Genomic DNA, 21012 nt, shown 5'->3' on the forward strand with positions numbered 1-21012 from the left:
GGGCGGGGGAGCCGTGCCTGCGTTGCGGTCGGCCGCTGGTCCGTGAGGAGTTCACCAACCGGTCGTCGTTCCGCTGCCCCAGCTGCCAACGCCGACCACGCCGTTCTGCCTGAGGCTTGGATAGCCCGTTCTGCAGGTAAGAGCTTGCCTGCCGCTGCTGTCATACCGTTCGGCTATCACTGCCATGACCTTCATGTGGACCGGTGATGGCTGCTGGAACGCCCGACAGCCCGGCTATGGTGGGACCACGATCCTGAGGAGGATGTGCCGACCATGACCGGTTCCCTGACCGCGGCCGAGACCGAACAGTTCCACCACGAGGGCTTCCTGCTGCGACGGGGGCTGCTCGACCCGGCGGCCGACCTCGCGTCGATCCTCGACGAGTACGCCGGGGTGCTCGACCGGTTGGCCACCCAGCTGGTCGCCGACGGCGAGCTGAGCACGACGTACGCCGACCTCGACTTCGCCGACCGGGTGGTCGCGGTGTTCGCCGAGACGGGCCGCGACTTCACCCAGCACTTCGACTTCTCGCTGCCGCAGGCGAGCACCCGGGCCGACACCCCGTTCTGGACCGGGCCGGCGGTGTTCCAGCTGATCCGCAACCGGGCGATCCTGGACGTGATCGAGTCACTGATCGGCCCGGAGATCTACTCCAACCCCGTGCAGCACGTGCGGCTCAAGGTGCCCGAGCAGCTGATGCCGCCCGATCCGGAGACCGGACGTCCGAAGAACGTCGCCACCCCGTGGCACCAGGACAACGGCGTGATCACCGCCGACGCGGACGCGACCGACATGATCACGGTGTGGTTGCCGCTGGGGGACACCGACCCGGCCAACGGCTGCCTGATGGTCAAGCCGCGGCAGCACTCGGCCGGGGTGCTGCCGCACTGCCCGGCCGGCTCGCCGATGGGCGTGCGGCGTGGCGGCATCGGCGGCCTGGCGATCCCGGGCAGCCACCTGCACGGCGACACGGTCTCGCTGCCGATGGCCGCCGGGGACGTGTTGTTCATGCACCGGCGGACACCGCACGCCGCGCACCGCAACACCAGTGATCACCTGCGGTGGAGCTTCGACCTGCGCTACCAGCCGATCGGGCAGCCCTCGGGACGCGACGCGTTCCCCGGTTTCGTGGCCCGCAGTGCGGTCGATCCGGGTGCCGAGTTGCGCGATCCGGCGGCGTGGGTTCAGTCGTGGCTCGACGCGCGAGCCGCGGTCGCGGCCCACGCGCCGGCCACGTACAACCGGTGGGATCCCGACGCGATCGTCTGCGCCTGATCGATCCGTACGGCCCGGACCTGATCCCGTACGGCCAGAGCCTCAGTTCGTACGGCCAGAGCCTCAGCTCAGCGCGGCCACCGCGGCGTCGTAGTCAGGCTCGGTGGTGACCTCGGGAACCAACTCGACGTGGGTGACCTTCCCGGACTCGTCGAGCACGACGACGGTCCGCGCCAGCAGGCCGGCCATCGGACCGTCGGCCATCGTGACGCCGAAGTCCTCACCGAAGCTGGAACGGAAGGCCGACCCGACCTTCGCGTTCTCGATGCCCTCGGCACCGCAGAAGCGGGCCTGGGCGAACGGCAGGTCGTGGCTGACGTTGACGACGGTGGTGCCGGACAGGCTCGCGGCGAGTTCGTTGAACTTGCGCACGCTGGCCGCGCAGACACCGGTGTCGATGCTGGGGAAGATGTTGAGCACGACGCGACCGGTCAGGTCGCTCGAGCTGAGGTCGCTGAGGCCGTCGCCGACCAAGGTGAAGTCGGGAGCCTGCTGGCCGACGGCGGGGAGGTCGCCGACGGTGTTGACGGGGTTGCCCTTGAACGCTGTGGATGCCATGTCCCGAACCTTAGTCGGCCGCCCGGAGCCCCGCTGCCGCGCCCACGCTCCGGCCCTGACGCCGCCGACACTCCGGTCCGGACGCCGCCCACACTCCGGGTGGGTTCTTCGGCCCGTACCCGCGCGCCGTCGGGTCGGCCGAGGGCCGATTCGGTTGTAGGCTGCCGCAATAATGAAGCGGATCAGTGACTTTCTCTTCGTCCGCCACCGCCACAACTGGTTGTTGCTGATCCGGTTCGGGCTGGTGGGCGGATCAGGCGTGCTCGTGAACATGCTCGTGGCCGTCATCTGCAACAAGGTGGGACCGTTCCACGACGCCGTGGTGGTCCCGATCCCCGGCACCGAGTTCAGCATCCGCTGGTACCACGCCTACTTTCTGATCTCGTTCCTGGTTGCGAACCTGTGGAACTTCCAGCTCAACCGGATGTGGACGTTCAAGAGCTCCAAGCATGCGCCGTGGCTGTCGGAGTACGGCCCGTTCCTTGCTGTGGGGCTGGTCGCCATGGCAATCGGACAGCTCATCATCACCTCCCTGATGAACCCGACGTCGCCGGTCGCCCTGCCCACCGACCTGCTCGACGACTCCACCGGGCTGCGGACCCGCTACTACTGGGCGCAGTTGATCGCGGTCTTCTTCACCATCCCGGTCTCGTTCCTGGTCAACAAGGTGTGGACGTTCCGGTCCGTACGTGGGGTGAAGGCCACGTTCGACGAGGCCGACGCGGAGGACGAGGCCGAGACGGACCGGACCGAGACAGGCCGAACCGAGACAGCCGGGACCGAGACACGCAGGTCCGAGACAGCCGGGACCGAGACGGGGACCAACGGCCGTCACCCGGAGGTGTCGGCCAAGGAGGGCAAGAGCTGATGTACCTGAAGAGCCTCACCCTGCGTGGCTTCAAGTCGTTCGCCTCGGCCACCACCCTCGACTTCGAACCCGGGATCACCTGTGTGGTGGGCCCCAACGGGTCCGGCAAGTCCAACGTGGTCGACGCACTGGCCTGGGTGATGGGCGAGCAGGGAGCCAAGAGCCTGCGCGGTGGCAAGATGGAGGACGTCATCTTCGCCGGCACGTCCGGCCGGGCCCCCCTGGGTCGGGCGGAGGTCGTGCTCACCATCGACAACACCGACGGGGCGCTGCCCATCGAGTACACCGAGGTGACGATCTCGCGGACGATGTTCCGCAACGGCGGCTCCGAGTACGCCATCAACGGCAACACCGCCCGGCTGCTGGACGTGCAGGACCTGCTCAGCGACTCCGGCATCGGCCGCGAGATGCACGTCATCGTCGGCCAGGGTCAGCTCGACGGGATCCTGCAGGCCACCCCCGAAGGCCGCCGCGGCTTCATCGAGGAGGCCGCCGGGGTGCTGAAGCACCGCAAGCGCAAGGAGAAGGCGCTTCGCAAGCTGGAGGCCACCCAGACCAATCTGAACCGGCTCGAGGACCTGATCGGCGAGATCCGGCGACAGCTGAAGCCGCTCGGCCGACAGGCGGCGGTGGCCCGCAAGGCCGCCACCATCCAGGCCGACGTCCGTGACGCCAAGGCCCGACTGTTCGCCGACGACTACGTGCAGGCGACCGCCGCACTGGCGGCGGATCGGGCCGACGAGGAGGCGCTCACGCAGCGACGCCGTGAGGTCGAGTCGGGCCTGGAGCGATCCCGCCGGGTCGAGACCGAGGCCGAGGCCGAGCTGGCGGCGGCCACGCCGCGGTTGAGCAGTGCTCAGGAGACCTGGTACGCCCTCGCCGGGCTGCGGGAGCGGGTTGCCACCACCGTGTCGATCGCGGGTGAGCGGGTCCGGCACGCCGCCGAGGCCAGCACCGAGGAACGGCCCGGCCGCGACCCCGACGAACTGGACGCCGAGGCCGCCAAGGTCGCCGCCCAGGAGGCGGAACTGGCCGCCGACGTGGCCGCTGCCGATGATCGGCTCAACACCACCAGCCAGACCCGCACCGATGCCGAGGCCGCACACCTGGCCGAGGAGCAGCGGCTGGCCGGGCTGATCCGGGCGGCCGCCGACCGGCGGGAAGGGCTGGCGCGACTGACCGGCCAGGTGAACAGTCTGCGGGCCCGATCGGTGGCCGCGGCCGAGGAGATCGGCCGGCTCACCGAGGCGCGGACCCTCGCGGGGGAACGCGCGGCCAAGGCGCAGCGCGACTTCGCCGCCCTCGAGACCAAGGTCGCAGGACTCGACTCGGGTGAGGAGAGCCTCGACACCGAGCACGAGGAGGCCACCGCCGAACTGGACACCGCCACCGCCGAACTCGACGACCTGGCCGACCAGGAGCAGAAGGCGAAGGCGGAGCGCAGTGCACTCGCCGCGCGGCTGGAGGCACTGCAGCTCGGACTCGACCGCAAGGACGCCTCGGCGGCTCTGCTCGCCGCCGATGACCGGGTGAGCGGATTGCTCGGGCAGGTCGCCTCGATGCTGCAGGTCGAGGCGGGCCATGAGGCAGCCGTCTCGGCCGCCCTCGGCGCGGCCGCCGATGCGGTCGCGGTGACCGGGGTCGACTCGGCGGTACGCGCCTTCGACTTCCTCAAGTCCGAGGACCTGGGCCGGGCCGGGCTGCTGTTGTCGCGTGACGGCGGTTCCGCCGGTGCCGATCACGACCGGGACAGTTGGCCGGCCCTGCCGGCGGGTGCCCGGTATGCGGCCGAGGTGGTCAGCTGCGAGCCCGATCTCCGGTCGGCGGTGGACCGGATGCTGCGGAAGGTGGCGTTGGTGCCTGACCTCGCAGCCGCCCGCGAGTTGGTGGGGTCGTACGCCGACGTCACCGCGGTCACCCCCGAGGGCGACGTCCTGAGCTCCTGGTACGCCGCCGGCGGGTCGACCGCCAAGCAGAGCCTGATCGAGGTGCAGGCGGCGGTCGAGGACGCCGAGTCACGGCTCGCCGAGGCCGGCCACACCGTCGACCGACTGCAGTTCGCCAAGGGAAAGGCGACCGAACGGCACCAGGCCGCCAAGCATCGGGTCGAGGTGGCACTGGCCCGGCTGCACGAGTCGGACGCCCAACTCGCCGCGATCGCCGAGGAGCTCGGCCACCTGAACTCACTGGCGACCGGCGCCACGGGTGAGGTCGACCGACTGGCCAAGCAGATCACCGACGCCGAGCAGGCCCACGAACGTGATGTTGCCGGGCTGGCCGAACTGGAGGAGCGTTGGCGGCTCGCGAACGAGTCCACCGACGACACCGAACCGGACGCCGACGAGCGTGACCGGCTCGCCGAGGTCGCCCGCAACGCCCGCAGCGCCGAGATGGACGCCCGGCTCGCGTTGCGGACCGTCGAGGAGCGGGCCCGGGCGCTGTCGGGACGAGCGGATTCGCTGCGGCGGGCCGCCGAGAACGAGCGCCGGGCCCGGGCGAAGGCGCGGGCGCGGGCGGAACGGATGCGGGCCGAGGCGGAGACCGCGCGCGCGGTCGGCGCGGGTGCGGGGCAGTTGCTCGCCCGGATCGACCGGTCGTTGGCCCAGGCGGCCCAGGAGCGGACCGCGGCCGAGACCAACCGGGCCGAGTACGAGGCCGCGCTGGCGGGGGCCCGCAACGCCTCGCGCGGGTTGGCCGAGGAGTTGCAGGGCCTGGTCGACTCGGCACACCGGGACGAGTTGGCGCGCGCCCAACAGCAGATGCGGGTCGACACCCTGGCGGAGAAGGTGCTGGCCGAGCTCGGCCTGGAACCGGGGGTGCTGGTCGCCGAGTACGGTCCCGAGCAGCCGGTGCCGGTGCTGGTGCGCGAGGACGGGACCCCGCTCAGCGAGGACGACGACCCGGTGGAGCCGGTGCCGTACGTCCGTGATGAGCAGGCCAAGCGGTTGCGTCGGGCCGAACGGGGCCTGAAGGAACTGGGGCGGGTGAACCCGCTGGCGCTCGAGGAGTTCGACGCGATGACCGAACGGCACGCGTTCCTCGCCGAACAGTTGGAGGACCTGCGCCGGACCCGGGCCGACCTGATGGGGATCATCGCCGACGTCGACGAACGCGTCCAGCAGGTGTTCGCGGAGGCATATGCCGACGTCGAGGTCGCGTTCGAACGGGTGTTCTCGCGACTCTTCCCGGGCGGTGAGGGCCGGCTGGTGCTCACCGAGCCGGGGGAGTGGCTGACCACCGGTGTCGATGTCGAGGCACGGCCGCCCGGCAAGAAGGTGAAGCGGTTGTCACTGCTGTCCGGTGGTGAGCGGTCGCTGGTCGCCGTGGCGTTCCTGGTGGCGTTGTTCATCGCCCGGCCCAGCCCGTTCTACATCCTCGACGAGGTCGAGGCCGCCCTGGACGACACCAACCTGGGTCGGCTGCTGGAGCTGTACGAGGAACTGCGCGAGAACTCACAGTTGTTGGTGATCACCCACCAGAAGCGGACGATGGAGGTCGCCGATTCGCTGTACGGGGTGACGATGCGAGGCGACGGGGTGTCGACGGTGATCAGCCAACGACTGGCCGACGCGGAGTCCGCCTGATCACAGTGTGATCAAGATCGCAGTCGGGCGGCGGTTTGACATTTGGGTGACCGGTGGACCACTGGAACACTTGGTCATGTCGGTCGGGGATTCGCTCCACGTGCGAGGATCCTGCCGCTCCTTCCCCGGTTCGGAGCTTGTGAAAGGCGCCTTCGTCATGTGGACAATCATGATTGCGATGCTGGTGATCCTGGGTCTCTGTCTTGCGGTCGTACTCATGGTCACGTTGGGGATCGAGGGCCTCGGCAAGGGACGTCATCCGGAGCTGGCCGACCGGCTCGCCCGTTACGCCAAGCACCTGAACGGCGACGCCGAGCCGCCGAAGAAGTTCGAGAACCTGCTGCAGCGCTGACCCGACCGTCGAGCTCGTCAAGACGCTGCTGGATCATGTCGGGACGCCGGTCGAGCTCGTCGGGACGCCCCCATGCCGGTGACTGCCGGCGAGCACCGGGAGCTGGCCTAGGATGAGGTCCGTGGATCTCACCTTGTTGCTGCTGATCATCCTCGGCGCGGTCGCGCTGATCGCCCTCGGCATCGGCGGGCTCGCCTACCGACGCCAGCTCACCAACCGGCGTACGGCCGAACTCGAGAAGGCGCCCGCGGAGCCGGAGGCCGAACAGGGAGCCGCGACGACGACCGCGCCGCCGGTCACCGACGAGCAGGAACGTGACACCACCGTCGCGCCACCGACCCCCGGGGTGCCCCCGACCGAGGTCGAGCCGGAGGTCATTGAGCCGGAGGTCGTCGAGCCGGAGGTCGTCGAGCCGGCCGAGCCGTCGGTGGAGGCGCCGGAGTCGACGGAGTCGCGGTTGGTCCGGCTGCGCCGCAAGCTGGCCGGGCAGAAGAACGCGCTCAGTCGCGGGCTGTTGAAGCTGCTGTCGGCCGACAAGATCGACGAGGACACCTGGGAGGACTTCGAGGACACGCTGCTCACCGCCGACCTCGGGGTCGGCCCGACCACCGAGCTGGTCGAGGCGCTGCGCACCAAGTTGCGGGTGGAGGGTGTCGCCGACGACGCGGAGGCCCGCGCCACGCTGCGCGCCGAACTGTTGAAGCTGGTCAACCCGGACCTGGACCGGAGCCTGGCGGTCGAGCGTGGTCCCGAACACCCGGCGGTGATCATGGTCGTCGGCGTCAACGGCACCGGCAAGACCACGACCGTCGGCAAGCTGGCGCGGTTGTTGGTGTCACAGGACAAGGACGTGGTGCTCGGTGCGGCCGACACCTTCCGCGCCGCAGCCGCCGAGCAGTTGGCCACCTGGGGTGAACGGGTCGGGGTTCCGACGGTCCGCAGTGACGAGGGTGCCGATCCGGCGAGCGTGGCATTCGAGGCCGTGAAGGCCGGGATCGAAGGTGAGGCCGACGTGGTGCTGATCGACACCGCCGGCCGGCTCCACACCAAGACGGGCCTGATGGACGAGCTCGGCAAGGTGAAGCGGGTGATGACCAAGCAGGCGCCGGTCGGTGAGGTGCTGCTGGTGATCGATGCCACGACCGGGCAGAACGGTCTGACCCAGGCCCGCATCTTCGCCGAGGTGGTCGACGTCACCGGCATCGTGCTCACCAAGCTCGACGGCTCGGCCAAGGGCGGCATCGTGGTGCAGGTGCAGCGCGAGCTCGGCGTGCCGGTCAAGTTCGTCGGGCTGGGGGAGGGCGCCGACGACCTCGCCCCGTTCGATCCCGAGGACTTCGTCGACGCTCTGCTCACCGAGTAGCACATCGACCGTCCGGGGACCCTGATCATGACTGATGATGCCCGATCGACGTCACTCGACTGGGAGTTGATCACGACCGCCCCGTGGCGGCCCCGCGACTCCCACGGTGACGTCGTCCATGACGGGCGGTTGTGGGTGCTGGGTGGCTGGCACGCTGCTGACGAGCCCAACGGCAGGGACGTCTGGTCGTCGACCGACGGACGTGACTGGGAGTTGATCACTGAACAGGCGCCGTGGGAGTACAGCGACCTGCCGGTGTCGGTGACGTTCGACAAACGACTCTGGATGATGGGTGGTCGCAGGCTGCCCGGTGCCGCGAACACCAACCAGGTGTGGGCCTCCGCCGATGGTCGGGACTGGGAGTTGATCACTCCGGCGGCGGGATGGTCCCCTCGGGTCGGTGCCGCGCATGCCGTCTTCGACGACCGCGTGTGGGTGCTCGGCGGGACCGAGAACTTCTACGACGACAGCGAGGCGAACCTGCGCAACGACGTCTGGGCCTCGGCCGACGGGGAGTCCTGGGAGCTGGTGTGCGCGGACGCACCATGGCCGGCCCGGGCCCACGCCCAAGCCGTGTCGTTCGCCGGTCGGCTGTGGCTGCTGGGCGGCGGTACGGTGCAACCTCGATCGGCCCACAACGACGTGTGGAGCACGGCCGACGGCGTCCACTGGCAGCGTCACGCCGATGCCGGGTGGACGCCGCGGATGTGGGCCGGCGTCGCCGTCCATGACGACCGGATCTGGGTGACGGGTGGTCACTCGCAGCAGAGCGGGAACCACGGCGACGTGTGGTCGAGCCCCGACGGTGACACGTGGACCGAACTGGTCACCGAATCGGTCTGGTCACCCCGTCACGAACACTCGCTGCTGTCCCACGACGGAGCGCTCTGGGTGCTCGGCGGGTACGCGGACGTCCTGTCCGGCGAGGTGTGGCGACTGGGCGGTGCGGCCGACTGACCCGGCTCCGGGACAGCGAAGCGGTAGGGGCGACGGCCGAAACCGGGTTGCCGGACGGGCCCGGCATGGGTTGGAGTGGCACGATGCAGCCCGACACCTACCTCCACGGCGCGCGTACGCGCTGGCACGAGGCACCCGCTGAGGTGCAGGACTGGGTCCTCGCCCGGAGCGGACCGCTCGTCGATGAGCCGCGTGACTGCCGTGGTGGGATGGCCACGGGGGTGGCCGCCGTGGTTCCCGGCGCTGAGCGTGCCGTGTTCGTGAAGGCGATCGACGCCGTCGACAACCCCGTGGGTGCCCGGATGTACACGAAGGAAGCCGACCAGGCCCGGCGGTTGCCGAGGCATCCGACGATCCCGCGGCTGGTGGACTCGGCCGAGGTCCCGGTGCCGGCAGGCACCTGGCGGGTCAACCTGCTGGAGGCGCACCCCGGGTCGCCGCCGCGACATCCGTGGCAGGTCTCGGACCTGTCGTGGGTGATCACCGCGTGGGCCGAGCTGCAGCCGATGCTGGCGGCCACCCCGTGGGACACCTCGGCCGAGCTCTCGGCGTTCTTCACCGGGTGGCGGGAGATCGCGGCGGATCCGACCGATCCGTGGCAGTCCCGTGCGGCGGCATGGGTCGACCGGGAGGAGGCGCTGTGCGAGGTGATCGACGGCGGTGAGGCCGCGGTGTTGAGCCACATCGATCTTCGCGCGGACAACATCCTGATCGGTCGAACATCTGCCGAGGTGTCGTTCGTCGACTGGGCCCACCCCGGACTGGCCGCACCGTGGGCCGACCTGGCCCTGCTGCTGGCCGACGTGGTGGCGTCCGGTGTTTCGGTCGAAGCAGGTGGGGCCATCGACGTGGTCGACCTGTTCGCCACCCATCGGCCCGAGATCGACCCCGCGTTGGTCGTGACGCTGATCGCCGCCTTGGGGGCCTTCCTGCACGTCCGGGCACACCGGGAGCAGGTCCTCCCGGCGATGCCGCACCGGCACCGGTGGTCAGCGGCCGCCTCGGAGGGGATCCTGCCCTTCATCGAGGCGCACTCCCGCTGATCTCGCGAGGCGCCGTTGTCGAGGGGCGTCTCGACAAGCTCGACGGGCGTCTTGCCGGTCCCCCCGAGCTCGTCGAGGGGCCCTTCTCTCAGCCCGGTACGGAGACGGGCTCCCCGTCGCGGGCGGCGGACGCCTTGATCGCGGCGGCGACCTGGAGTCCTGCCACCGCATCGGCGATCGTCACCCGGGTCGGCGGACGGCCGCTGCGGACGGCGTCGAGGAAGTGTCGCCACTCCGCGGCGGTGCCGGCGGCCAGGTCGACATCGGTCGAGGCGACGGTCTCTGTGCCACCACGCCCGGTGGCGACGAGCAGGTCACGTCCCTCGGCCCCTTCGGGCAACAGGAACGACGAGCGCAACAGGGCCACCCGTCCGTCGGCGGTGCGCAACTCCGCCTGGGCCAACGCCGGCGGCGCTCCCGGGGTCAACGACGGGGCCGCGGCGGTCGGCAACGCCGTCGTCGCCGACACCTCCACGACCCGGCCACCGGTCCCCGAGTCGGCGCCACTTCCCAACAGCCACAGCGAAAGGTCGATGTCGTGGACCATGGTCAGGTCGACGATGTGGGTCTCGGGATAGCTGGTGACGTGACCCCGCTCCCGGTGCCGCTGTGCGCTCAGCCCGAGCACCGGGCCCCACTCCTGCGCCGCGAGGTCGGCGACCCGGACGTACGGCTCACAGAACCGGAGCACATGGCCGGGCATCATGATCACCTGCTCGGCCGCCGCCAGCAACGCCTGCTCCTCACCGACCCGACACACCGGCTTCTCCACCAGGGCAGCGATCCCGCGCTCGGCGCAGGCCTGCGCGAACGGCTGGTGGGTGGGTGAGGGCGTCACGATCACCACGGCATCCGGCCGGAGTCGGTCAAGCAGCCCCACGGCATCGTCGACGTAGGTGCCGATGCCGTACGATCCGGCGACGGCAGCCGCGCGATCGACGTCGCGATCGGCGATCCCGACGACCTCGACATCGGGCAGTGTGGCCAACGCGGCGAGGTGCATCGGCGCCCACGTCCCGGCACCGAGCACGCCGACCCGCAGCGTCGCCGACGTCACGGGACCGCGCGCCACCGTCCCCGAGCCTTGTGTCACGAAGGCCCCGTCATCAATCGGTCTCGACCATGATCTGCGACAGGTCCACCTCGTAGACGGTCTGCGGCCGTCCGGCGCCGGGGTGGGCCCGCAGCCCGACCTCGGCGGCCAACCCGGCCTCGCACAGCGAGGCCAGCAGTCGCCGGGCCGAGCGGGCCTGCACCCCGTACGCATGCGCCAACTGCTGGGCGGTGATCGGTTCGTGGCCGAGGCGGCCGAGTGCGTTCATCAGCCGGCGGGCCGACAGCGGGCCGATCCCGAGCCGGGAGGCCAGGTCGAGCACCGGCCCGGAGGTGTTCTGCAGTTGGAATCCCGGGTCGTCCTGGGCGGTGGCCGCGACCACCTGGCCGCCCGGGAACACCACGTGCGGTGTCGACTGCTGCTTGGTGAACTCCAACGCCTGCCTGGCGTTCGCCTCGGCGAAGCTGTACGAGGTCCCGGTGCCGGCCCCGATGTGGATCCGTACCTCACCACCGAACTCGGTCAGCAACGAGCGCTGGTTGTCCTTCGCCCGCTGGATGGCCTCCTCGATCACGCCACGCGTCACCGTCATCAGGAACGACCGCTCGTCCAGGTTGTTGAGCCGCCCCGAATGCTTGTGCGCCAACTTCAGCAGGTGCTGGTGCACCGTCAGCCGGGTGTTCTCGCGCTCGAAGGATGACAGCTTGCGCAACTCGGCCTCGTCGATCTCGAACAGCACCACACCCAGCTCCAGCGACCGCGACCGCACCAGCTGGTCGGCCAGATGGGCCCGGCTGAGCGCCTCGGCGAGCGTGGGACGGGTGTGGCTGATCCGCCAGACCCGTACGTCATCGGCCGCCAGGTCGGCGTACACCTGGCTGACACAGGTCATCACCGCCTGCACCGTGCCGTCGGCCAGCAGTGCGCGGTGCTGGGCGGCCAACGCGTCCAGCCCGGACCCGTCGGCCGACAGTTCCACCAGTTCCGGCTCGGGCAACCCCAACTCGGTGAACGCGAAGATCGTGTCCGCCGCCTCCATGGTGTCGACCGACACCTTGGGCACCGTGCCCCCGTTCTCGATCAACGCCTTCGCGATGCTGTGGTACAGGTCGGCGCCCGAGTGCGAGATGTACTGCACCTCGCTGCTGACGTCGGGGTCGTCGGCGATCAGTGCGTACGGCGCCCGGCCGGTGCACAGGATCACCTGACAGAAGTGCGACAACTCCCGGGCCAGCGCACTCGTCTGCGCCGCGTCCTCGTACGGCCGCGGCACCAGCTCCCCGGCGAAATCGGTCCGAGTCGCCACGTCCTGGATCGCGCGCACCGAGTCCCGCGGGCCGATCAGTCCAATCATCACCCCTCCTTCGTAACGGGGAACTCTATCGCCAAACGGCGGTGATTCAGGAGGGTTGGGGTGATTCAGTGCGAAACCGTGTTACGGACCGCCTCCACGACGTGCTTGGCACTCGGCACGACGGCCTCCTGCAGGGCGGGTGCGGCCGGCATCGGCAGGTCGGGCAGGGCCACCCGCCGAATCGGCGCCTTCAGGTCACCGAAGCAGTCGCTCGCCGCCCTGGCCGCGATCTCGGCGCCGAAGCCGCCGGTCAGGTTCGCCTCGTGGGCGACGACCAGCCGACCCGTTCGGCCCAGCGACGCCGCCACGGTGTCGAAGTCGAGGGGGGCCAGCCACCGCAGGTCGACGACCTCCACCGAGATGCCCTCGGCCTCGAGCTCCTCGGCCGCGGCCACCGCGTCGTGCACCATCCGCGACCACGCGACCACCGTGCAGTCGGTGCCCTCGCGGACCACCTTGGCACCACCCATCGGCTCCGGGTCGATCCCAAGCCGGACCTCACCCTTGGTCGGGTAGAGCATCCGCACCTCGTGCACGATGACCGGGTCGTCGGACAGGATCGCGGTCCGGTTCATCTGGTACGCGTCATCGGCACTCGAGGGTACGGCCACCCGCAGCCCCGGGGTGTGGGCCAGGTAGGCCTCGACCGAGTGCGAGTGCTGCGCACAGGCGCCGGGGGAGTAGCCGCCCTGGGTCCGGATCGTCAACGGTGCGGTCAGCCGACCGTTGCTGGCGTAGTGCATGTTGGCGATCTGGTTGACGACCTGGTCGAACGCGACGAAGAAGAAGTCGGCGTACATGATCTCGGCGATCGGCCGCAGCCCGGTCATCGACGCGCCCAGCGCCATCCCGAGGAACCCGGTCTCCGAGATCGGGGTGTCGAAGATGCGCTCGGCGCCGAAGTCGTTGTACAGCCCCTTGGTCGAACCGAACGGCCCGCCCGGGATCGCCACGTCCTCACCGAAGTAGATGGTGTCGTCACGGGACTCCAGGGCCCACCGCATCGCGTGCTGGACACCTTGGATGTAGCTCAGCGTCTTGGTCTCAGACATGGATGTGGTCCTTCACGGTTGCCGGGTCGGGAGTGGGGGTGTTGCGGGCCGCCTCGATCGCGGCCTCCACCTGCTCGTCCACCTCGGTGTCGATGCGGTCGAAGTCGGCCGTCCGATCGCCGTGGGCCTCCCGGACCCGTACCAGCGGTTCGACCTTGCGCGCCTCGGCGACCTCACCCTTGGGCCGGTAGTGCTGCACGTCACCGGAGTAGTGCCCGACCAAGCGGGCCGTCTTGCACTCCACGATCGTGGGGCCCTCACCGTTGCGGGCGCGGCCGATGGCCCGCCCGGCCGCCTCGACGACGGCGTCGATGTCGTTGCCGTCGATGGTCTCGGCGGGAATGCCGTACGCGGCGCCCCGCTCGGACAGTTCGTCGATCTTGACCATGTCGACGATCGGGGACATCTCGGAGTAGACGTTGTTCTCCACCACGATCACCAGCGGGGACGTCATCACCGCAGCCATGTTGAGCGCCTCGTGGACGTTGCCCTGGTTGAGGGCGCCGTCACCGATCGAGACCACGCTGACCCCGCCGGTGCGCTTGCGCTGCGCAGTGAGCGAGGCGCCCAACGCGATCGGTACGCCGGCACCGACGATCGAGTTCTCGCCCAGGAAGCCGACACCCGGGTCGGACAGGAACGGCGAGGCGGACCGGCCACCGTTGACCGCGGAGTCCTTGCCCATCACCTCGGCGAACAGGCCGGTGACGTCGGTCCCCTTCGCCAGCGCCCAGCCGTGCCCGCGGTACGTGGCGGTCACCCAGTCGTTGCCACCCAGGTGCGAGCAGAAGCCGACCGGGATCGCCTCCTGCCCGTTGCACAGGTGGATCGACCCCGGCACCTCGCCGGCGGTCTTCAGTTCCATCATGCGTTCCTCGACGCGCCGGATCAGGCGCATCCGGCGGTAGTACTCCGCCACGTCGGTGTTGCTCACACGGTTCCCTTCATCGGATTGTCAGGGGTGGTGGACTCGCAGGTCAGGCCGGAAACCTCGCCGGCCAGTACCCGGCGGGTCAGGGTGGTCAGGGCGGTGACGCCGACCTCGATGGCGCCCTCGTCGGCCAGGAAGTCCGGCGAGTGCAGTGGCGCCGGCTCGGGGTCGGTCGCCGTGGCGGTGCCGAGCTTGAGGTAGAGGCCGGGGCCGAGCCGGGTCAGCCAGGCGAAGTCGTCCGCGGTCATCGGCGACCTGGGCAGCTCGGTGACGGTCAGCCCGTCCTCGGCGAGGCCGAGCGCGGCCCGGATCAGCGCCGGATGGTTCACCACGGCCGGGATGTCGCCGTCCCAGGTCACCTCGACCTCGACGTCGTACGACCGGGCCGTACCGGCGGCGATGTCCTCGACGAGCGCGCGCATCTGCCGGCTGACCCGGTCGTCGTGGGTCCGGATGGTGCCGGTCATCTCGACCGACGGGGCCACCAGGCTCTGCGAGGCGCCACCGTGGATCGTGCCGATGTTGAAGCCGAGCATGTCGGGAGCGGCCCGACGCCGGTTCATCGAGGCGTGCAGCGAGGTGACCAACGAGCTGGCGGCCAGGATCGCGTCGCGGCCCCGGTAGGCCGAGGCGACGTGCGCACCGACGCCGCGGACCTCGATCTGGAAGGCGTCCTTGGCCGCCATCGAGATGGGGCTGTTGACGCCGACCGTGCCGCCGGGCAGGTCGGGCCACACGTGCAGTCCGAGCACCGCGTCGTAGTGGTCGTCGAGGCGGCCCGTGGCGACCACGGTGGCCGCGCCGGAGGCCTGGCCGTACGGGATCTCCTCGGCCGGCTGGAACAGGGCGGTGACCCGACCGGCCGACGGCGGCGCGCTGAGCAGTGCGTCGATCACGCCGACCAGGATGGTCATGTGGATGTCGTGGCCACACATGTGGGCGACGCCGTCGCGGCGGGAGCTGAACGGCACCCCGCTGGTCTCGGTGACGGGGTAGGCGTCCATGTCGGCGCGCAGCAGCACCGACGGGCCGGGGCCGCGGTCGGGCAGGTGCACCAGCAGTCCGGTCTCGGCGATCGGCTCGATCGCCAGCCCCTCGAGGCCGCCGAGCAGCTGCTGCAGGTGGGCCTGGGTCTCCCGTTCGGTGAACCGCAACTCCGGGTTCGCATGGAGGTGGCGCCGGAGTTCGATCAGGGCCGCCGGGTCGAAGGTCCGACGGTCCTCGCGCGTCATGGTCTGGCTCACAGCAGTTCCACCCCTCGGGCGATGGCGGCCTCCCGGACCAGGTCGATGCCCTCGTACGAGGCGTCGGGACCGAGGTGTTCGACGATGAGGGCGGTGCCGTTGCGCCGCCCGGTCGGCAGCTTGGTGGCCGCCGCGAAGAACGCGTCGAGGTCGAGCACACCCTTGCCCGGCGCGACCTCGTCGATGTGGGACACCAGCTTGTCGTGCAGCACCACGTCCTTGATGTGGCTGGTGGGGCCGTAGCGGGACGGACCGTCGGTCGGCACCATCACGTCCACCATGTGCGCCATCCGGGCGGCGTTGTCGTACACCGCGGTCGGCGAGTCGAGCATGTTCACCGGGTCGAAGTTGGCGACGATCACGTCGGAGTCCACGGCGTCGAGGACCTCACGGATCACCTCCACGCTGCGCATCGTGGTCAGTAGGTGGCACTCGAGGGAGTAGAGCAGCCCGGCGTCGGCGATCTCCGGGGCGATCGTCGACAGCGCCTCGATCAGCCCCTCCCTCGCGCGGTCGGAGTAGTTGTCCGGGTGCGGCGAGTAGTGACTCGTGGCGGTGGGGGAGTTGGTGCCGGCGCCGGACTGGATCATCGTGGTGTCGAGGGCCTGCGCGGCCGGGATCGCGGCCCGGATCCGCTCCAGCCCTTCGGCGCGGGCGGCCGGATCGATCGAGGCGAGGTTGGCGTTGACCCCGACGTACTGCGACACGTGGATGCCGTGATCGTCCAGCAGCGGCCTCAACTCCTTGGCCGCCTCGGCGGTCGCCGACTGCGGGATCGAGGGGAAGCCGAAGGCGAGGCAGCGGATGCCGCGCTCCGCCCAGCCGTTGACGAGGTCAGCACTGAAACCCGTCGGATCACGCGGGATGTCGCCGTTGGCGAGCCCCAAGAACATGCCCATGGATGTGGTTCCTCCGCAGGAGATGGCGATGCAGAAAAGTCGTTCGATTGACTCTAATCGGCCCTATTGAAGATGTCCAGTATCTGGCCACTACGTACCTAGGACCTACCCGAGGGATCGTCCGGCCGAGGTCTTGGGCGAGTTCGTGGCCGAGGTGGTGGTCAAGGGCGGGGGAGCAGTGGCGCGATCGTCGTGCTGCCGAGGTGTGTGGGCAAGGGCGAGCGGTGGGGCTGGGCACCCGTTCACCATGTGAGTGATCGGGGCGGCCGCCTTGACAGACTTGAGGTATTGCGTCCGTAATGGCCTGATGGACGACTTGGGATTGCAGGGACGCAAGGTGCTGGTGACCGGTGCAGCGAGCGGCATCGGCCGCGCCACCGCCGAGTTCCTGATCGCCCACGGGGCTGCCGTGGCGCTGCTCGACCGTGACGCCGGCCCGTGTGCCGAGCTCGGTGGCGCCGTCGCCCTCGACTGTGACGTCACCGACGCCGACGGTGTCGAGGCCGCCGTGGCGAAGGCCGCCGACACCCTCGGCGGGCTCGACGTCCTGCTGCACGTCGCCGGCATCACCCTGGAGGCGCGCACCGACCTGCGCGAGCTGAGCGAGGAGTCGTTCCGCAAGGTCGTCGACGTCAACCTGATCGGGAGCTTCCTGGTCGCGCGCGCCTGTGCACGGGTGATGGTGCCCGCCGAGGCCGGACGGATGGTCATCGTCGGCTCGCCCGCCGGTGTCACCGGCCCCAGCAGCTCGATCCCGTACGGCTCCAGCAAGGGCGGGGTGAACGGTCTGGTGATCACCTTGAACGAGCACCTGAAGAAGCACAACGTGTCGGTGATGAACTTCATGCCGAGCGCGGTCGACACCCCGTTGGTCCGCAGGTCGTTGGCCGTCGGTGAGCAGCACGGGGCCGACCCGTCGGTCACCCAGGGCTTCATGGACAAGGCGGTCCAGCCCGCCGACGTCGGCCGGGCGCTGGCGATGATGGCCTCGCCGTTGCTGTCCCACCTCCGCGGGTCGGTGTTCACCCGATGACCGAGGTGGCCGGCGGCGGTACCCGCCACGACAGCCACATCCACCTGTTCGAGCACGGCTTCCGCAGCGACACCGAGGCCGGCCAGGAGCTGGCCACGTACGAAGGCCTCCGGGCCGAGCACGGGATCGGTCGTGCTGTGGTGGTCGGCTTCGAGGGGAACCCGGCCCACGTCGGAAACAACGCCTACATCACCCGGCTGGCGGCCAACCACGACTGGATCGTCCCGCTCGCCTTCGTCGACCTGGCCGCGGTGACCGCGAACCCGACGCATGCCCGCGAACTGCGGGACGCCGGTGCGGCCGGGTGGAGTGCGTACGTGCAGCAGCCCGGGGCGGGGGCCGCTTGGGCGGAGCTGCCTGACCAGGTCTGGGACGACCTCGACGGCGGCTCGGTGCTCAGCCTCAACATCGATCCGGGCGAGCTCGCCGCGTTGACGCCCCGGCTGGCTTCGCTGCAACACACGACGGTGCTGCTCAGTCATCTGGGGCTGCCGGCCCGGGGCCCCGGGAGCAGCGTCGAGGAGCGACTCGCCCCGGTGGTGGCCGCGGCGCGGGCCGTACCGCGGCTGCTGGTGAAGTCGTCGGGGGAGTACGCGACCGCCGGGCCGGACGAGCAGGCACCGTTCCCGTCGGCGAAGCCGTACCTGCAGCACCTGCGCGAGCAACTGGGCGCCGAACGTCTCGTCTGGGGCAGTGACTACGTGCCGATGTTGAACCGACAGACCTTCGCCTCCCAGGTCGACCTCGCCTCGTACGGGGTGTTCGACGAGGCAGAACTGCGGCTGGTGGAGGGCGAGAACCTCGCCCGGGTGCTGCCGCACGGGTAGGCTGGGGCGACCCGAGCTGACCCGACCCTGAGGATCCACGTTGTTCGACACCCTCTCCGACCGGCTGTCGGTTGCCTTCAAGAACCTGCGGGGCAAGGGCAGACTGACCGACGCCGACATCGACGCCACCGCCCGCGAGATCCGCATCGCGCTGCTGGAGGCCGACGTCAACCTGTCGGTGGTCAAGGAGTTCGTCGCTGCGATCAAGGAGCGCGCCAAGGGCGCTGAGCTCCACGGCGCGCTGAACCCGACCCAGCAGGTCGTCAAGATCGTCAACGAGGAGCTCATCGAGATCCTCGGTGGCCAGACCCGTGAGCTCCGCTTCGCCAAGCAACCGCCGACGGTCATCATGCTGGCCGGCCTGCAGGGCGCCGGCAAGACGACGCTGGCCGGCAAGCTGGCCAAGTGGCTGCGCGGCCAGGGCCACGCCCCGCTGCTCGTCGCGGCCGACCTGCAACGCCCGAACGCGGTGAACCAGCTGCAGGTGGTCGGCGAGCGCGCCGGGATCCACGTGTACGCCCCGGAGCCCGGCAACGGTGTCGGTGACCCGGTCGAGGTGGCCCGCTCCTCGGTCGAGCACGCCAAGCAGAAGCTGTACGACGTCGTGATCGTCGACACCGCCGGCCGACTCGGCGTCGACGAGGTGTTGATGCAGCAGGCGGCCGACATCAAGTCCGCCGTCCGGCCCGACGAGGTGCTGTTCGTCGTCGACGCGATGGTCGGCCAGGACGCGGTCAACACCGCCAACGCGTTCGCCGACGGGGTCGGCTTCGACGCGGTCGTGCTGACCAAGCTCGACGGTGACGCCCGCGGTGGTGCCGCACTGTCGGTGGCGCGGGTGACCGGCAAGCCGATCATGTTCGCCAGCTCGGGTGAGAAGGTCGAGGACTTCGACCTGTTCCACCCCGACCGGATGGCCAGCCGGATCCTCGGTATGGGCGACATGCTCACCCTGATCGAGAAGGCCGAGGCCACCTTCGACGCCGAGGAGTCGGCGAAGGCCGCGGCCAAGATCACCGGCGGCAAGGGCACCGAGTTCGGGCTGCAGGACTTCCTCCAGCAGATGCAGGCCGTACGCCGGATGGGCCCGCTGTCGAAGGTCTTCGGGATGTTGCCGGGGATGGGCGAGATGAAGGACCAGCTCGCCAACTTCGACGAGCGCGAGGTCGACAAGATCGAGGCGATCATCTACTCGATGACGCCGGCCGAACGGGCCGACCCGGGGATCCTGAACGGTTCGCGCCGCGCCCGGATCGCGAAGGGCTCCGGCACCGAGGTCTCCGACGTCAACAGCTTGGTCAAGCGGTTCACCGACGCCCGCAAGATGATGAACTCGCTGGCCAACGGCTCGATGCCGGGCATGCCCGGGATGCCGGGGATGCCGGGCGGCGGTGGTGGCGGCGGCCCCCGCAAGCCGCAGGCGAAGAAGGCGAAGAAGGGCGGCAAGAAGGTGTCGGGCAACCCGGCGAAGCGGGCCAAGGGTCCGCAGCCGGCCGAACAGCAGCAACCGGTCGATCCGGCGGCGGCCTTCGGGAGCCAGGACCTCGACCCGTCGACGATGTCGCCCGAGGACCTGCAGCGGGCGATGGGTGACTTCCAGTTGCCGCCCGACCTGCAGAAGATGTTCAAGCAGGGCAAGTAGATCGACCGTTCGGTGCTGACCCTGGAGCCGACGGCGGACCTCAAGGCCTGGTGGCCGCGTGTCCGGGAACGCCTGCTCGCGCAGCGGATCGAGGGTGGGCAACGTCGCGACGATGCGATGGCCCAGGTCGGCGGCCTGCTGGGCGACGTGTTCGTCGACGGCCAACTCGCCGCGCCTCACCGGATCTGGCGGGTCGTACCGTCCGACCATGATCAACAGTCCGGCTGGGTCTGGCTGCGACATGCCGGCGGCGAGGCCGTCGCCACCCTGGTCGCGGTGGATCCGGGTGGAGTTGATCATGGCGAGCTGGTCGATCTGGTGGTGAGCCGGTTGCGAGGCGACGGTGCCACGAGCCTGCGCACCAGCCGCTGGGCGGGCGACGCGGCCACCGCGGCGTTCACGGTCGACAGGGCGGTGGACGTGGCGGGTGTCCGGATGGTGCTCGACCTGGCCCATGATCAACAGCCGGCCCCTGAACAACGACCGAGCTCGGTCGTCCTGCTCGTGCCGATGACCCGGCAGCAGTTCGATGCCTACCGGGCACGGGGAGTCCAGCACTACGCCGACGAGCTGGTGAAGGCCGGCGTGGTCACCGATCCGGCCGCGGCGGTGGCCGCATCCACCCAGCAGCACGAGGCCCTGTTGCCCGACGGACGGGAAACGGAGGGCCACTGGTTGTGGTCCGCCGTCGTCGACGAGGTGGAGGTGGGGATTCTATGGTTGACGCTCAACGGAGTCGGCCGGCCGGCAGACCAGGCGTTCATCTATGACATCGAGGTGTTGCCCGACCACCGGCGTCGTGGCCACGGTGAGGCCATCCTGCACGCCGCGGCCGACGCGGCACGCGACCGTGGCGCGGCCGTCCTCGCCCTGCACGTCTTCGGCACCAACGACGGTGCTCGTCGGCTGTACGAACGGCAGGGATTCGTCACCACCGAAGAGATGATCACGATCGCCCTGTAGGGGCGGGTGGTCA

19 protein-coding genes are annotated in these 21012 nt (G+C 70.0%); 12 read left to right on the plus strand and 7 right to left on the minus strand.

Going from position 1 to position 21012, the window contains the following annotated elements:
* The first annotated feature begins 35 nt into the window (after nt 1–35).
* Nucleotides 36–113: a hypothetical protein gene (locus tag ACQBAU_RS07425; protein ID WP_465255948.1), complete on the plus strand. Its 78-nt coding sequence runs from the start codon at nt 36–38 to the stop codon at nt 111–113.
* A 160-nt stretch (nt 114–273) separates the two neighbouring features.
* Nucleotides 274–1275 (plus strand): phytanoyl-CoA dioxygenase family protein, encoded by a 1002-nt coding sequence (locus ACQBAU_RS07430; RefSeq protein WP_434550110.1) that lies wholly within the window; start codon nt 274–276, stop codon nt 1273–1275.
* A 63-nt stretch (nt 1276–1338) separates the two neighbouring features.
* On the opposite strand, the gene tpx is transcribed toward ACQBAU_RS07430, so the two are convergent.
* Nucleotides 1339–1833 carry a thiol peroxidase gene (gene tpx, locus ACQBAU_RS07435; protein ID WP_434550109.1) on the minus strand — a complete coding sequence of 165 codons (495 nt, stop codon included), beginning with the start codon at nt 1831–1833 and terminating at the stop codon, nt 1339–1341.
* Between the two features lie 172 nt (nt 1834–2005).
* On the opposite strand from tpx, the gene ACQBAU_RS07440 reads away from it, so the two are divergent.
* The 6 genes from ACQBAU_RS07440 (at nt 2006) to ACQBAU_RS07465 (ending at nt 10000) form a co-directional block, all read left to right on the plus strand.
* Nucleotides 2006–2701: a GtrA family protein gene (locus tag ACQBAU_RS07440; RefSeq protein ID WP_434550108.1), complete on the plus strand. Its 696-nt coding sequence runs from the start codon at nt 2006–2008 to the stop codon at nt 2699–2701.
* The gene (smc, locus tag ACQBAU_RS07445; protein ID WP_465255785.1) at nt 2701–6285 is read left to right on the plus strand and encodes a chromosome segregation protein SMC; all 3585 of its coding nucleotides are present in this window, start codon (nt 2701–2703) and stop codon (nt 6283–6285) included. Before ACQBAU_RS07440 ends, smc begins: the two co-directional genes overlap by 1 nt.
* A gap of 7 nt (nt 6286–6292) precedes the next feature.
* Complete coding sequence (locus tag ACQBAU_RS07450) at nt 6293–6637, plus strand: hypothetical protein (protein ID WP_434550106.1); 345 nt, start codon at nt 6293–6295, stop codon at nt 6635–6637.
* A gap of 112 nt (nt 6638–6749) precedes the next feature.
* Entirely contained in the window at nt 6750–8000 is a 1251-nt protein-coding gene (gene ftsY, locus ACQBAU_RS07455; RefSeq protein WP_434550105.1) for a signal recognition particle-docking protein FtsY, read from the plus strand.
* A gap of 27 nt (nt 8001–8027) precedes the next feature.
* On the plus strand, nt 8028–8957 hold the full coding sequence (locus ACQBAU_RS07460; RefSeq protein WP_465255786.1) for a Kelch repeat-containing protein: 930 nt from the start codon (nt 8028–8030) through the stop codon (nt 8955–8957).
* Between the two features lie 83 nt (nt 8958–9040).
* A complete protein-coding gene (locus ACQBAU_RS07465) occupies nt 9041–10000 on the plus strand; it encodes a phosphotransferase (protein WP_465255787.1) in 960 nt (319 codons plus the stop codon).
* Nucleotides 10001–10088: 88 nt separating this feature from the next.
* On the opposite strand, the gene ACQBAU_RS07470 is transcribed toward ACQBAU_RS07465, so the two are convergent.
* From ACQBAU_RS07470 to ACQBAU_RS07495, 6 genes are all read right to left on the minus strand, one after another.
* Nucleotides 10089–11072 (minus strand): Gfo/Idh/MocA family protein, encoded by a 984-nt coding sequence (locus tag ACQBAU_RS07470; RefSeq protein WP_434550102.1) that lies wholly within the window; start codon nt 11070–11072, stop codon nt 10089–10091.
* 34 nt (nt 11073–11106) lie between these two features.
* The gene (locus ACQBAU_RS07475; protein ID WP_465255788.1) at nt 11107–12408 is read right to left on the minus strand and encodes a hypothetical protein; all 1302 of its coding nucleotides are present in this window, start codon (nt 12406–12408) and stop codon (nt 11107–11109) included.
* Nucleotides 12409–12473: 65 nt separating this feature from the next.
* Nucleotides 12474–13460 carry an alpha-ketoacid dehydrogenase subunit beta gene (locus ACQBAU_RS07480; RefSeq protein ID WP_434550100.1) on the minus strand — a complete coding sequence of 329 codons (987 nt, stop codon included), beginning with the start codon at nt 13458–13460 and terminating at the stop codon, nt 12474–12476.
* Nucleotides 13453–14394, minus strand: a complete 942-nt coding sequence (locus ACQBAU_RS07485) for a thiamine pyrophosphate-dependent dehydrogenase E1 component subunit alpha (RefSeq protein ID WP_465255789.1) — start codon at nt 14392–14394, stop codon at nt 13453–13455. The genes ACQBAU_RS07480 and ACQBAU_RS07485 overlap by 8 nt, the downstream gene beginning before the upstream one ends.
* Nucleotides 14391–15623: a M20 metallopeptidase family protein gene (locus ACQBAU_RS07490; protein WP_465255790.1), complete on the minus strand. Its 1233-nt coding sequence runs from the start codon at nt 15621–15623 to the stop codon at nt 14391–14393. Before ACQBAU_RS07490 ends, ACQBAU_RS07485 begins: the two co-directional genes overlap by 4 nt.
* 8 nt (nt 15624–15631) lie before the next feature.
* On the minus strand, nt 15632–16534 hold the full coding sequence (locus ACQBAU_RS07495) for a sugar phosphate isomerase/epimerase family protein (protein ID WP_434550097.1): 903 nt from the start codon (nt 16532–16534) through the stop codon (nt 15632–15634).
* Between the two features lie 307 nt (nt 16535–16841).
* On the opposite strand from ACQBAU_RS07495, the gene ACQBAU_RS07500 reads away from it, so the two are divergent.
* The 4 genes from ACQBAU_RS07500 to ACQBAU_RS07515 are packed head-to-tail and all read left to right on the plus strand — an operon-like array spanning nt 16842 to nt 20999.
* Nucleotides 16842–17567 (plus strand): SDR family NAD(P)-dependent oxidoreductase, encoded by a 726-nt coding sequence (locus ACQBAU_RS07500; RefSeq protein ID WP_465255791.1) that lies wholly within the window; start codon nt 16842–16844, stop codon nt 17565–17567.
* A complete protein-coding gene (locus ACQBAU_RS07505; protein WP_465255792.1) occupies nt 17564–18394 on the plus strand; it encodes an amidohydrolase family protein in 831 nt (276 codons plus the stop codon). Before ACQBAU_RS07500 ends, ACQBAU_RS07505 begins: the two co-directional genes overlap by 4 nt.
* A gap of 40 nt (nt 18395–18434) precedes the next feature.
* The gene (gene ffh / locus ACQBAU_RS07510; protein ID WP_465255793.1) at nt 18435–20036 is read left to right on the plus strand and encodes a signal recognition particle protein; all 1602 of its coding nucleotides are present in this window, start codon (nt 18435–18437) and stop codon (nt 20034–20036) included.
* Nucleotides 20037–20048: 12 nt separating this feature from the next.
* Entirely contained in the window at nt 20049–20999 is a 951-nt protein-coding gene (locus ACQBAU_RS07515; RefSeq protein WP_465255794.1) for a GNAT family N-acetyltransferase, read from the plus strand.
* The last annotated feature ends 13 nt before the right edge of the window (nt 21000–21012 follow it).

The sequence above is a fragment of the Carbonicoccus niuqiaonis genome (assembly GCF_050157065.1).
In the GTDB taxonomy this organism is placed as follows: Bacteria; Actinomycetota; Actinomycetes; order Propionibacteriales; family Propionibacteriaceae; genus Avipropionibacterium.

What these genes read in the sequence shown, in the direction of transcription:
- ACQBAU_RS07490 (WP_465255790.1), bottom strand. Translation starts at nt 15,623, where the DNA reads ATGACGCGCGAGGACCGTCGGACCTTCGACCCGGCGGCCCTGATCGAA.
- ACQBAU_RS07440 (WP_434550108.1), top strand. Translation starts at nt 2,006, where the DNA reads ATGAAGCGGATCAGTGACTTTCTCTTCGTCCGCCACCGCCACAACTGG.
- ftsY (WP_434550105.1), top strand. Translation starts at nt 6,750, where the DNA reads ATGAGGTCCGTGGATCTCACCTTGTTGCTGCTGATCATCCTCGGCGCG.
- ACQBAU_RS07475 (WP_465255788.1), bottom strand. Translation starts at nt 12,408, where the DNA reads ATGATTGGACTGATCGGCCCGCGGGACTCGGTGCGCGCGATCCAGGAC.
- ACQBAU_RS07500 (WP_465255791.1), top strand. Translation starts at nt 16,842, where the DNA reads ATGGACGACTTGGGATTGCAGGGACGCAAGGTGCTGGTGACCGGTGCA.
- smc (WP_465255785.1), top strand. Translation starts at nt 2,701, where the DNA reads ATGTACCTGAAGAGCCTCACCCTGCGTGGCTTCAAGTCGTTCGCCTCG.
- ACQBAU_RS07460 (WP_465255786.1), top strand. Translation starts at nt 8,028, where the DNA reads ATGACTGATGATGCCCGATCGACGTCACTCGACTGGGAGTTGATCACG.
- ACQBAU_RS07480 (WP_434550100.1), bottom strand. Translation starts at nt 13,460, where the DNA reads ATGTCTGAGACCAAGACGCTGAGCTACATCCAAGGTGTCCAGCACGCG.
- tpx (WP_434550109.1), bottom strand. Translation starts at nt 1,833, where the DNA reads ATGGCATCCACAGCGTTCAAGGGCAACCCCGTCAACACCGTCGGCGAC.
- ACQBAU_RS07495 (WP_434550097.1), bottom strand. Translation starts at nt 16,534, where the DNA reads ATGGGCATGTTCTTGGGGCTCGCCAACGGCGACATCCCGCGTGATCCG.
- ACQBAU_RS07430 (WP_434550110.1), top strand. Translation starts at nt 274, where the DNA reads ATGACCGGTTCCCTGACCGCGGCCGAGACCGAACAGTTCCACCACGAG.
- ACQBAU_RS07505 (WP_465255792.1), top strand. Translation starts at nt 17,564, where the DNA reads ATGACCGAGGTGGCCGGCGGCGGTACCCGCCACGACAGCCACATCCAC.
- ACQBAU_RS07465 (WP_465255787.1), top strand. Translation starts at nt 9,041, where the DNA reads ATGCAGCCCGACACCTACCTCCACGGCGCGCGTACGCGCTGGCACGAG.